Origin of the sequence: Flavobacterium sp. MMLR14_040 (genome assembly GCF_033657265.1) — a bacterium.
In the GTDB taxonomy this organism is placed as follows: Bacteria; Bacteroidota; Bacteroidia; order Flavobacteriales; family Flavobacteriaceae; genus Flavobacterium.
Genome location: NZ_JAWVWO010000027.1, coordinates 26,065 through 39,546 on the forward strand (window position 1 = coordinate 26,065; position 13,482 = coordinate 39,546).

Sequence of the window (13,482 nt, forward strand, 5' to 3'; positions counted from 1 at the left end):
TTATCCAATAAAGTAAAAGTAAAAGACCTTCATGAAATTGCTATCCTGTAGCGTCCTGTTTAAAATATGAAATAATCTTAAATTTGGCTAATATTTTTATCATAATTTATATTTATGCGAATTTCAATACGGATTTAAAAAAAATAAATGCATAAAATTTTTAATATGATATTTATATTTTTCGCATTGTAAATCAGTTACTTATATTGATTTTTTGTTAAATAAAATACAATTAAAAATATAAGATATTGATAGTTAGCAGGATACTACAGGATGCTGTGCGATTCCCTTCTAAATAAATTTGGTTAAACTAATTAATTAACCAAATTAAACTTTTTATGAAAAATAATTTTAATCTATTGCTGATTATAGCCCTGTTTGGATTATTCCATTCTGCGGGTTATGCGCAAGAAAAAGTGGTTACAGGAACAGTTACAGATCCGTCCAAACTCTCGGTACCGGGAGCAAATGTATTTGTAAAAGGTACAAAAAGGGCAGCCAGTACCGATTTTGATGGTAAATACAGTGTCAAGGTTTCAGAAGGAGAAACACTTGTTTTCTCTTTCATAGGTTTTGTAACCAAAGAAGTAAAAATTGGAGCTTCAAATACTTACAACATTGTTTTGGATACTGAAAGTTCAAATTTAAATGAAGTTGTAGTTATTGGGTACGGAACTCAAAAGAAAAAATTAACAACGGGAGCAATTTCGGGTATTAAAACAGAGAATTTTACCGAAAGGCCTATTTCAAGAATCGATCAGGGATTAGTAGGGCAGGTAGCCGGAGTTCGTGTCAAGCAAACTACAGGTTTACCGGGACAGCCTTTTAGTATCGAAATTCGTGGAGCAGGTTCTATCACGGCAGGAAATGAACCGCTGTATGTAGTAGATGGATTTCCAATTTATACCGAAGGATCAAACAGCAACGGAGGCTTTTCAAGCGGTAGTCCGCTCGATAATATGAACCCAAATGATGTGGCTTCGATCGAAGTTTTAAAAGATGCCGCGGCAGCAGCAATCTACGGATCAAGAGCCTCAAACGGAGTTGTATTAATTACCACCAAAAGAGGTAAAATAGGAAAACCAAAATTTACGTTTAATACTTACGGAGGAGTTAACAAAGAAGCCAACCGAGTAGATATGTTATCGTCAGAACAATGGATCGGTAGAGCCAAAACCATGATCGATTCACAATGGGTTGGTTCTGGTATAGCAGGAGCATCAGCGAGTCAAAACACGGCGCAGCGTATTGCAGCTTATAATGCAGTAAATCCAACGGCTCCGCTTACAACCACAAATTCACGATATTATACCTATTTGTATGATGACAGATGGGATATGCCGGGACATCCGGGATTAGATTATATCGATTGGCAGGATAAAGTTTTCCGCACAGGAGAATTTAGTAACTATCAATTGTCTGTTTCGGGAGCTACAGAAGCGGTAAATTATTATGTATCGGCGAATTATCAAAAAAATACCGGATATATTGTAGGTACTGATTATACTTTATTTTCTGCCAGAGCAAACGTTGATGTTAAGCTATCGGATACTTTTAAAATGGGAATCAATATAGCGCCTTCGTACTCTGTAAAAAATGATCCGGGTGTTGAAGGAAAAGACAATACATTATTTAAAGCTCTTACTGCAACTCCTGTTTTTGAAAGTGCATCAAATGCTGCCGGAGAAAAATACACCACCAGATATGCGTGGGGAAGCAGTACAACCAACATGCTAAATGCGTTGGCAAGAACAGGAAAAAACTCCATGTACAGAACTTTGATTTCTACCTATGCCAGTTATCAGTTTGCAAAAGGTTTTACGTTTAAAAGCACAATTAATTTTGACAACTCAGATAATACCAACGAAAGTTATACACCAAACGATGTTCAGGCCAGTATTAGAGGAGCATACAATACCTACAGAAGACAAAATTTAGTAAATGAAAACACTTTAAACTACGATCAGTCTATTGGAAACCATAATTTCAATTTGCTTTTAGGTCAGTCTTTCAGCTCGTATGAAATCATGAGATCTACCTTGTCATCCGGGGCACTTTACAACAGTTCTACCGTAGAAACATTGCCAACAGGATCATTGGGTTCTACAAATGCAGAAAAAAGTACATTACTTTCTTATTTTGCCAGATTACAATACAACTACAAAGAAAAATACCTGATTTCGGCCAGTATCAGACATGATGGTTCTTCAAAATTTGGATCAGACAGACAATGGGGAGTATTTCCTTCTCTTTCATTAGGCTGGAGAGTAAAACAAGAAGAATTTTTGAAAGATGTTGAATGGCTTAGTGATTTGAAATTGAGAGCCAGTACAGGTATTAACGGAAGTAATAATATTGGAAGTTATGCTTCATATGCCACACTTGCCTCTTATAATTATTCAATTGGCGGAGCAGCTGCAATCGGGCAGGGCGCATCATCTATTGCTAACCCTTCATTGCACTGGGAGGAATCAAGAAGTATTGATGCAGGTATTGATTTCGGATTTATAAAAAACAGACTTTCAGGAACTTTCGAAGTATATAGAAAAAACAACAGCGAATTGCTTTTAAGAGTTCCAATCGTTGGGGCAACCGGATTTACAAGTTATTTAACCAATGTTGGAGAAGTACAAAATCAGGGATGGGAATTTGAGATAAACTCTTTAAACATAAAAACAAATAATTTCGAATGGAGAACATCAGCAAATATAAGCCATAACGAAAATAAAGTTTTGGCTTTAGGTCCGGATCAGTCTAAAATTGAAATTAGTAATTCGTTTGATGGAGGAGTTCCGTTTATAAAATTAGAAGTGGGTAAACCAATGTATACGATTTTCGGATTACAGCAAAATGGTGTAGTAACGCAGGCGGATATTGATGGAGGCGGAACTACAATTGGAGGAAACAAACTAGTTTTGGGAGATCCGAGATATATTGACCAAAACGGAGATAAAAAAATCAACTCAGAAGATCGTGTAGATTTAGGGAATCCAACACCAAAATACACTTGGGGAATCACCAATACTTTTAAATATAAAGATATTGATTTGAATATTTTGGTACAAGGTCAAAATGGAGGATCAGTTTACGGATTAACAGGAAGAGCTATTGACCGTACAGGAATGGGATCTGTAGAAAATTCTTTAGACGTTGATCCGGCTGTAAGAGGAAACTGGAGAACTTCGTTTGGGTATCAGGCGAACTCTGACTGGATGTATAAATCAGATTATGTAAGTATCAGAAGTATTTCGGTAGGATTTAACTTAAGAGAAGCTGTAAAAAGCCTTAGCAGAATCGACAATGCAAGACTTTATATTACCGCAGAAAACTGGTTCAACTGGAACAAGTACAAAGTGGGTTTCAACCCTGAAGCCGTAAATACATCTGCAAGTTCAAATAGTGATTTTTCTGTACCGGTAGATTATGGAGGAGCACCTCTTGCAAAGTCACTTGTTTTAGGTCTTAACATTAATTTTAATTAAAAGAAAATGAAAAAATATATTTATTTAGCTGCAAGCGCTTTGGCATTATTTGCTTTTGCCTCTTGCGAAGATGAATTGACTCAGTTGCCTTTGTCTCAGGGAACAATAGAGAATTTTTATGCTACTCCGGGCGATTTCGCTCAGGCCAGAAACGCCACTTATTCTGTAGCTTTTCATGGCGCCGGAACTTACGGTTATGCCAACAGGGTATTGAATTTAAGTGAAACCAGATCTGATAATTTGTATGCCACTACAACCGCATCAAGAGAGTGGGAAGGAATTAATAGTTTTTATACCAACATTAGTTCTAATTCATACATAAAAGAAGCGTATACAAGCAATTATAACGCGATCAATAAAGCAAATCAGTTACTGGAAAAAATCGCAGAAAAGGGAGATCAGATTTTCACCAATCCTGCTGATAAAGCAGCAATGGCTGCCGAAGCCCGTTTTCTAAGAGCATTTTGTTATTTTGATTTAATCAGATGGTTTGGTCGTGTTCCTTTAATCGAAAGAACAATGACAGCTCCTGAAGCTGCTAAAATACCAAGAACTCCGGTTACAGAAGTGTATGATTTTATAATCTCAGACCTTGAGCAGGCAATACCTGATCTTCCTCCATCATACGATGCTGCAAACTACGGAAGAGTTTCTAAATTTGGAGCAAAAGCATTATTAGGCCTTGTTTACATGACACGCTCAAGTCCAACCTACGGAATTGACGGCGCTACACTAGGCTTAAACGAATGGGATAAAGCTTATCAGCAATTAAATGATATAAAAACAAGTGGTTTATACGTTTTTGGAGCAGATTATGAAGCTATTTTTAAAGTAGAAGGAAATGCAAACAAAGAAAATGTTTTAACTATTCCGTACACTCAAAGTTTACCACTTAGTGTAGGAGGTAATTTTATGGTCGAACTAGGTTATGAACCTTATTTTGCTTCTTTCAATTTATCAGCACAGGGATCATTGGAAGCCAAAGAAATTTCAACCGAGTTCTTAAACATGTTTGCAGCAACCGATAAAAGAAAAACTTTTGGTATAGCTACAAGTTATACAGTGGCTTCAGGAACATACAAAGGAAGTTATACGCTACCGGTTTTCAAAAAATATATTGATCCGACAAGATACGGAAACGGTCGCGAAGACTGGGGCGTAGATTTTATGGTGATTCGCTACACAGATGTATTAATGATGATGGCCGAATGTACACTTCATGGTGGCGGAGGCTCACAGGCCGATGTTGATGACATTGTAAACCAGGTTAGAACAAGAGCAGGAGTAGCGGCAAATGCTGCAAATATTACCTTAGATGAATTGTTTGCAGAAAGAAGAAAAGAATTTTTCTCTGAAGGAAACAGATGGTTCGATTTAATCAGATCTGGTAAAGCAGTTGAAATAATGAATGCATGGAAAGCGGTTGAAGATACAGATGGAAAAATAAGAACAATAGATAAAAATGCGCTAATTTACCCAATTCCGTTATCTGAAATACTTGCCGTTCCGGGACTTTATGACCAGAATATTGGTTACGACTAAAAAAACTTTGCCCCCAATTTTTTTTTTATATTTTGTTTTTTTTGAAAAAAGCTGTCTCTTTTGACAGCTTTTTTGCATTTTTCTAATACTAAATAAACAGGAAAGCACAGGATGCTTTTTGTGTTTAATTATTTTAAATTTAAAGTTCAGGATTTAATAACGCAATGCCAATGATTTACTTAAAAAAGCTTCTTTTATTTTTATTGATATTTAGCGCAAAATTCTCCCTTACAGCTCAGGTCAAACTACCCGCTTTAGTAAGTGATAATATGGTTTTGCAGCAAAACGCAAAAGTTAATTTATGGGGATGGGCATCGCCAAACGAAAAAATAAATATTCAGTTAGGATGGTCAGATGCGGCAATAGAAACGGCAGCAAATGCCGATGGAAATTGGAAAGTCACCGTTGATACACCAGGCGCAAGCGAAAAAGGTTATACAATTACCATAAACGCAAATAATAAAATTGTATTAAACAATATTTTAATTGGCGAAGTCTGGATTTGCTCCGGACAATCAAATATGTATTTTCCCGTAGGAAAAGAAGAAGGAACCTGGAAAACCGGAGTTAAAAATTATCAGGAAGAAATTAAAAATGCTTCTTATCCCAATATCAGATTGTTTACGGTTTTAACGAATGCCTCGCCAAAACCTTTAGACGATGTAATGGGTTCATGGAAACCATGTTCGCCGGAAAGTATCAATACATTTTCTGCCGTTGCCTATTTTTTCGGAAGAGAATTGTATCAAAAACTAAACGTACCAATCGGATTAATTTCAACTTCGTGGGGAGGAACAAAAGCAGAAGCCTGGACGTCTCAAAATGTGTTAGAAAATAACATTTCATTTTTGCCGATTTTACAGCAAGACGCCAAGAACGAAAAATTGTATCAGGAAAAACTCGAAGCCTATTATTTAGCTTCCATAAACCAACAAATTGCAAGTGCTGCAAATGCTCCAAAACCAGAATTAAAAAAGCCGAAAAAAGAAGCCAATAAAACTTCTTATGTGCTTTATAATGCGATGTTATATCCACTCATAAATTATACGATGAAAGGCGTAATCTGGTATCAGGGCGAAAGCAATTCCGGTCAGGCAAATTTATACCGAACACTTTTTCCGGCAATGGTAAAAAACTGGCGAGACGATTGGAAACAAGGCGATTTCCCTTTTTATTATGTACAAATTACACCTCACAAAGGACAAACTCCCGACATTCGCGAAGCACAATTATTATCCTTAAAAACGATACCAAATAGCGGAATGGTGGTTACCACAGATGTTGGTGATGCAAACAATATTCACCCAATAGACAAACAAACCGTTGGACATCGCCTTGCTTTATTGGCTCGTGCCAAAACCTACAACGAAAATAAATTGGTCTATTCAGGACCCATTTACAATACTATGAAAATCAAGAAACAAAAAGTTCAATTGTTTTTTGATAATGCTGATTCGGGTTTAAAGAAGGAAGGAGAAACGCTAAAAGAATTTGAAATTGCCGGAGAAGATCGAATTTTTTATCCCGCCGATGCCAAAATTGACGGAAAAACAATTGTAGTTTCTTCATCAAAAGTAAAAAATCCCGCAGCCGTTCGTTTTGCTTGGAAAGCAGTTCCCGAACCCAATTTGTTCAATAATGAAAATTTACCTGCATCGCCTTTCAGAACAGATGATTGGGTTGATAAAGTTGAGAAGAAATAAGAAAGTAAGCACGAAGTTTGTCATCCCGAGGAACGAGGGATCACACGCGCAAATCGACAAAGATTGGCGATTTTGATTGCGGAGTTTCTAGTGCGATTCCTGGTTCCTCGGAATGACAAAATGCATATACCAAATAGTATTGAATCTAAAATCTAAAGTCTAAAATCTGAAATCTAAAAATGAACAGAAGAAAATTCATAATCGGAAATTCCCTCGCGTTAATGGCTTTATGTTTGCCATTTCCCGTTAGAAGCAATACTTTTTCAGCTGATCCCAAACTTTCAGATTTTGAAAAAAAGCTTCGTCCGGTTGGGCGCGCACTCGAATTTGAAGATTATTATGTTTGGTGCAACAGCCCGATTGAAGGTCCCGATGGAAAAATCCATGTGTTTTTTTCAAGGTGGAAAAAATCAAAAGGAATGAGCGGCTGGATCAACAGTTCAGAAATTGCACACGCCGTTGCCGACAAACCCGAAGGGCCATACGAATATATAAGTACCATTTTGGCACCGCGTGGAGAAGGATTTTGGGACGCCACAACCTGCCATAACCCAAGTATTCATTTTGTAGATGGAAAATATGCCTTGTTTTTTATGGGAAATTCAAACGGAAAAATGGATACCAAACGCATTGGTTTAGCCATTTCAGATTCACTTTATGGCCCTTGGAAAAGACCGGATAAACCTTTATTATTGCCGGGAGAAAAAGGAGAATGGGACGATCTTTTAACCACAAACCCATCCTTTTTAAAACATCCAAACGGCGAATATTGGCTGTATTATAAATCATTGGATACAGAAAATTATGTGCATCCAAAATTCCAAATCAAAGGAAACAGAAAATACGGATTGGCCATTTCAAAATCTTTAGAAGGACCCTATGTTAAATATGAAAACAATCCGCTAATTGATTTTTCTAAACTAGGAAACAACCAGCAATGCGAAGATGCTTTTGTATGGTACGAAAACAAGAAATTTAAAATGTTAGCCAGAGATATGGGTGTTTTTGGCATTGATCACGGGCTCTATATGGATTCTGATGATGGCATTCACTGGAGCGATCCTTCAATAGCCTATCAGCCATTAGATAAATATATAAAACAGCCCGAAGCACCTAAACATTTAAACCGATACGGCCGTGTAGAACGTCCGCAATTATTATTTCAAAACGGAAAAGCAACCTATTTGTTTACTGCTTCTCAGGGAGGAAAATACGAAACAGCTTCGGCTTTTATTTTTAAAATAGTATAAAATGAATATGTTGGCTATAATACATAAAAATTTAATTAAACACATAGAAACATAGATTTTATGATTTTGAAAAAGTAAATCAAAAGAAACTCGTTTCTCACACATAGCTATGTTTGTTGTTACAAGTGAAACGCCTTTTTCGAGTTCAATAATTCTATGTTTCTATGTGTTAAAAAATCACACCCAACAGTTTAAAATAAGTAAATTGTTATCACAAACAAACAGAAAAAAAACAAACAATGAAAACTAGATTATATTTCCCAATCGCATTAACAGCATTGATTTTTGCAAGCAGTAATGCACAGCAAAAAACAACCGGAAACAAAATTGTTTTAAAGAATTCTTCAAAAACAGCATTGTCTCAAAAAGCAATTTCAATTAAAAGAAATCAGCTTTCCATTAAAGATGAAGCAAGTCAGTATCCAATTTTAATTTATAAAAAAGATACAATTCCGGCTCAGGTAAATGATCTTGATGGAGACGGACAATGGGATGAATTATTTTTAGTTGCTGATTTTTCTCCAAACGAAAGCAAAATGGTAGAGTTAAAATGGTCGAAAACAGATCCCAAATTCCCAATAAAAACAAGCGTTCGTTTTGGAAAAAGAGACGGAAAAGATTTACCGGTTCATCCTGACACACAAGAAGTTTTGATGGCAAATCAGGTACATAAAAAATTAGGGTATCAAAAATACCAAACCGACGGGCCAAGCTGGGAAAACGACAAAGTAGGCTTTAGACATTATTTGGATGGAAGAAATTCTAAAGATGTTTTTGGAAAAAAATTACCGGGAATTACTCCGGAAGATGTTGGTGTAAACAGCAAAGGTGCCGTTGAAGACAATTATCATGTGATGTACGATTGGGGAAGAGATATTTTTCCCGTTGGAAATTCGGCAGGATTAGGCGGTTTTGCTTTATTAAAAGACGATAAAATCAACAGACTCGGGATTATTGCCAACGATACAGTAAATAATATTGAAAAAACGACTTTCAAAATCGTGAGCGAAGGTGCGGTGAACTCCGTTTTAAGCTATAATTACCACAACTGGAAAATAGATGGAAATAATTACGACGCACAAGAAACTTCTTCGATCTGGCCGGGAATGTACGGTTACAAAAACACAGTTTCTTTAAATGGTTTAAAAGGAAACGAAATGTTGCTTATAACACTTTCTAACCTAAACAATAAAAACCCATTGCAAGTAATCGATTCAGGAGATTTTGTGTGTTTTATTCAACACGATAAATTAACCTACGATCGCCAATGGATTTTGGGAACGGCCGTAATTATTCCGAAAGATGTTTATAAAGGATATATCGAAGCACCAAAAAACGGACAATTAACAGATTCCTTTCTAATAAAATTAAACGTAAAAAATAATCAGCAAATTAGTTATTACCCAATCGCCGGATGGGAACTAAGTGCCGATAAAAACTTTAAAGATTCAGCTTATTTTACTAGCTATGTTACGGATTTAGCGAAGCAGCTTTCGGCAAAGATTAAAGTTGAGGTAAAGTAAGTACAAAGGATGTCATTGCGAGGAACGAAGCAACCTCACGAACAAAAGACACAAAGTTGATCCAGCAAGTGGGATTGCTTCGTTCCTCGCAAAGACAAAAAAATAACTAAACTAACACCAAACCAAAAAAATGAAAAAAATCCTAACCCTGATAATCTTCATTCTCGCTTTCACGCAAGTGTCATTATCTCAAAATTATACAAACGACAAATTCCCCGACGGATCACCAATCACAAACTGGTTTAAAGATTATACCAAACTGCAGCTAAAAGATTTAGGGAAACAATACACCATCACAGATTTCGGCGTAAGCAAAGACAGCACCAAAATGCAAACCACAGCAATTCAAAAAGTAATTGACAAAGCCGCGGCAAATGGCGGAGGCGTAATTGTGATTCCGAATGGCGTTTATTTAAGCGGAGCTTTGTTTTTTAAACCAAAAACAGCTTTGTACGTTTCAGAAGGAGGAGTTTTAAAAGGCTCAGATAATATTGCTGATTTTCCGATAATGCCATCGAGAATGGAAGGACAAAATCTGGATTATTTTCCGGCTTTGGTAAACGCTTACGGAGTTGATAATTTCTCAATTTCGGGAAAAGGAACCATCAACGGAAACGGTAAAAAATATTGGGAAGCATTCTGGCAAAGACGAAAAGAAAATCCAAAATGTACCAATCTTGAAGTTTCAAGACCAAGATTAGTTTTTGTATGGAATTCAAACAACGTACAATTGCAAGATGTAAAACTTATTAATTCGGGTTTTTGGACCAATCATTTTTACAAATGCAATAATGTAAAAATGCTGGATTTGTATATATTTTCACCGCATGTTGGCGTAAAAGCACCAAGTACAGACGCTATTGATATTGATATTTGCACTAATTTTTTAGTAAAAAGCTGTTATATGTCTGTAAACGATGATGCAATTGCTTTAAAGGGCGGAAAAGGACCGTATGCAGATCAGGATAAAAACAACGGACCCAATGCGAATATAATCATAGAAGACTGTAATTTCGGATTTTGTCATTCTTCCCTAACAAACGGAAGCGAGTCAATTCATAACCGAAATGTAATTATGCGCAATTGTAAAATAGATGGCGCATCAAGAATGTTATGGCTTAAAATGCGTCCCGATACACCACAGCGATATGAATATATTAGAGTGGAAGATATTAAAGGAGAAGCAAAAACTGGTCTGGCGGTTTTTGCCTGGAAACAATTTTTTGATTTAAAAGGACGAAAAGATATTCCGCTTTCTTACGGAGACAATATCACCTTAAAAAATATCACCTTAAAATGTGAGACTTTTTACGGAGTTGAAAATGATCCAAATGTTCGTTTATCCAATTTTACTTTCGAAAACTTAAAGATTGAAACCGTAAAAACGGATATAGACAAAAGTTTAATCAACGGAGTTACTTTTAAAAATGTTTACATAAACAAACAGCTAATTGATTAATTTGCAGAGCCACAAGTTGTAAGAGTTTACGCTTGTAATGGCTTTTTCTGCTGATTTTGCAATAATAAAATTGTCTGAAAATTGCTATTATGCCGTGATTACTAAGTGATAAGGTGAAATTTTTTTCAAAAAGTTATTTCCGTAATGATTTGATTATGAATCATGAAGAAGATCGGTTAATGAAATATTAACTTTGGGGATAAAATGAGTGATAATTTTAACACTAAAGTTGCGTTATCTTTCAAGCAAACTTTTATTTTTGCGCCTTAATTTAACAAGTATAAGCATGAAAGATCTATTAGTAAAAATCAACGCCGAAATCGACACATTCAAAGCAGAGGCTGAATCATTAACTGAAAAAGGAGTTAAAGCTGCTGGACCTAGAGCTCGTAAAGCAACTTTAGAAATTGAAAAACTTTTAAAAGAATTCAGAAAAGTTTCTATCGAAGAATCAAAAAAATAATCTTTTTTGAACAAAAGATAAAACCTCGTTTAAGCAATTAAACGAGGTTTTCTTTTTTAAGTTACTTGTTAAAAGTTATAGGTTAGGGGTTAGGCGTAAATGAGCATAACTCTGAGCAATAATGAAAACTATACTAAAGTTGGTAAAAAAACATCCCGAAGCCTCGGGAAACAAAGCTTTGGGGACTTAAATTGTGTAACACAACTTAAATCTTAGTGAACTTTGCGAAAAACCTTTGCGATCTCTGCGTTAAAAAATAATCAGGAAGTAAAATTTTTAATGTTTCTCTACAACATTAATGTTGACCCATAACCTAACTCAAAACTCATAACCTAACTTTTTAATACTTTCTGCAACGGTTTGCGCATTTAATTTTGCACCTTCAAAGCCAGTGTGCGTGTGATCTTTTGGGAAAAAGGCTTTTACTTTTTCTTTTCCTAACGCTTCGTATTTTAGTGCTACGATTTCATTTAAATCGATATAAAGAACACCTTCCTTATCAGCCGCTTCTTTCGACCACTTTCCATAAGTTTCTGTTCTTCTTTCAACTTTATTGTTTGGCCATTCGTTTCTTGGAGTTTGACTTAATACAATTACAATCGCACCTTTTTCTTTGGCTTCGCGAATAAATTTCTCCATATACCAGCCAAAAGTATGAACGATTTCCTTTGATCCGTCTGGCAGAGCAACTTCCTGAGTTTCATTTCCATTTCCTTTTAAAGAACCTCTCAATTTTTCCTTATCAACAGCTCCTGCATCATTATGACCAAACTGAATCAGGACAAAATTTCCGGGCTGTAATTGGTTTTTAACATCATTCCAAAGGCCTTCATGGTCAAAAGTTCTTGTGCTTCGTCCGCCTCGTGCTTTATTAATCACTTCAACTCTTGTGGTATCGCAAAATGTAGGAAAAGTGACGCCCCAGCCTACAGCATTTTCATCTTTATTATTTGCCATGGTAGAATCTCCAATTAAGAAAACTTTTTTCTTTGGAGGAAACACAATCTTAGTCTCTTTCAAAATATAATTTTTCAGGGAATTTTTACTTTCCCTTAATTCATTAATAATAACAGAAGCCGAAAGTACAGCACCTTTTGCCGAGGTATGCGTATGATCTTTTTTATAGAAATAAGTTCCCGTTACTTTTGCTTCACCCAATTTTTCCATTTCCAAAGCCATTTTATTATTCAAATCAATAAAAGTAACTTTTTCTTTTTCGGCAATTTGTTTTGCCCATAATCCGTACGATGTATTGTTACGAGGAACTTTTCCGTCCTTCCAGTCGTTTCTTGGAATTGGCGAACAAATTATCGGAATCGCCCCTTTTGATTTTGCTTCGCTAACTATTTTCTGAATATACCAGCCGTAAGTATGCACGGTTTCGTGTTTTTTGGTCAGGATATTATCAATTTCCTGTGTTTCAATTCCAATGCCTTTAATCGTTCCGCGTGCGCGAAGACTATCATTTATTGGTCCGTCGTCATTATGTCCAAACTGAATCAAAACATAATCGCCTTTTTTTAATTTGTTTAAAACCGGCGTCCATAAACCTTTATCCTGAAAAGTTCTGCTGCTTGTTCCGCCCAAGGCGTGATTTTCTACACTAACTTTTGTAGTATCCAAAAACTGACCAATAAAATCTCCCCAACCCCAAAGTCCGCCAGTTCCGTCGCCTTTACCGTTTTTTACGGTAGAATCTCCGACCATAAACACAGTTGGTTTGGAGTCTTGATTTGATGAAAAATTGAAAAATAATAAAGCGAGAGAAAGGACAGAAAATATTTTAATTGATTTCATGAATGAGATAATTTGTCAATTAGATAATTAGATAATGTGAAGCCCAAGCTTTGTCAAAGTTTAAAACTTTGACAAAGCTAGTAAACCTGAAACCTGAAACCTGAAACCTGAAACCTGAAACCTGAAACCTGAAACCTGAAACCTGAAACCTGAAACCTGAAACCTGAAACCTGAAACCTGCAACCTGCAACCTGCAACCTGCAACCTGCAACCTGCAACCATTTCAAAACTAACTATTCCATTTTTATATACTATCCTGTGCT

Annotated in this window: 9 protein-coding genes; 7 read left to right on the plus strand and 2 right to left on the minus strand. The window is 35.9% G+C overall.

Features of this window, described 5'->3' with window-relative positions:
* The first annotated feature begins 338 nt into the window (after positions 1-338).
* The 7 genes from SD960_RS21955 (at position 339) to SD960_RS21985 (ending at position 11,422) form a co-directional block, all read left to right on the plus strand.
* Positions 339-3,482, plus strand: a complete 3,144-nt coding sequence (locus SD960_RS21955) for a TonB-dependent receptor (protein WP_318805993.1) — start codon at positions 339-341, stop codon at positions 3,480-3,482.
* Between the two features lie 6 nt (positions 3,483-3,488).
* Entirely contained in the window at positions 3,489-5,024 is a 1,536-nt protein-coding gene (locus SD960_RS21960) for a RagB/SusD family nutrient uptake outer membrane protein (RefSeq protein WP_318805994.1), read from the plus strand.
* Positions 5,025-5,194: 170 nt separating this feature from the next.
* Positions 5,195-6,727: a sialate O-acetylesterase gene (locus SD960_RS21965; protein ID WP_318805995.1), complete on the plus strand. Its 1,533-nt coding sequence runs from the start codon at positions 5,195-5,197 to the stop codon at positions 6,725-6,727.
* Positions 6,728-6,906: 179 nt separating this feature from the next.
* Positions 6,907-7,977: a glycoside hydrolase family protein gene (locus SD960_RS21970; RefSeq protein WP_318805996.1), complete on the plus strand. Its 1,071-nt coding sequence runs from the start codon at positions 6,907-6,909 to the stop codon at positions 7,975-7,977.
* A 239-nt stretch (positions 7,978-8,216) separates the two neighbouring features.
* Positions 8,217-9,500 (plus strand): DUF4861 domain-containing protein, encoded by a 1,284-nt coding sequence (locus SD960_RS21975; RefSeq protein ID WP_318805997.1) that lies wholly within the window; start codon positions 8,217-8,219, stop codon positions 9,498-9,500.
* Positions 9,501-9,630: 130 nt separating this feature from the next.
* Complete coding sequence (locus SD960_RS21980; RefSeq protein ID WP_318805998.1) at positions 9,631-10,959, plus strand: glycoside hydrolase family 28 protein; 1,329 nt, start codon at positions 9,631-9,633, stop codon at positions 10,957-10,959.
* 286 nt (positions 10,960-11,245) lie between these two features.
* Entirely contained in the window at positions 11,246-11,422 is a 177-nt protein-coding gene (locus SD960_RS21985) for a histone H1 (protein ID WP_042566514.1), read from the plus strand.
* A 318-nt stretch (positions 11,423-11,740) separates the two neighbouring features.
* Here the strand turns inward: SD960_RS21985 and SD960_RS21990 are convergent, their stop codons facing one another.
* Together SD960_RS21990 and SD960_RS21995 are read right to left on the minus strand one after the other, a co-directional pair.
* Positions 11,741-13,129 (minus strand): rhamnogalacturonan acetylesterase, encoded by a 1,389-nt coding sequence (locus SD960_RS21990; RefSeq protein ID WP_318805999.1) that lies wholly within the window; start codon positions 13,127-13,129, stop codon positions 11,741-11,743.
* A gap of 167 nt (positions 13,130-13,296) precedes the next feature.
* On the minus strand, positions 13,297-13,446 hold the full coding sequence (locus SD960_RS21995) for a hypothetical protein (RefSeq protein WP_318806000.1): 150 nt from the start codon (positions 13,444-13,446) through the stop codon (positions 13,297-13,299).
* Positions 13,447-13,482 lie beyond the last annotated feature (36 nt).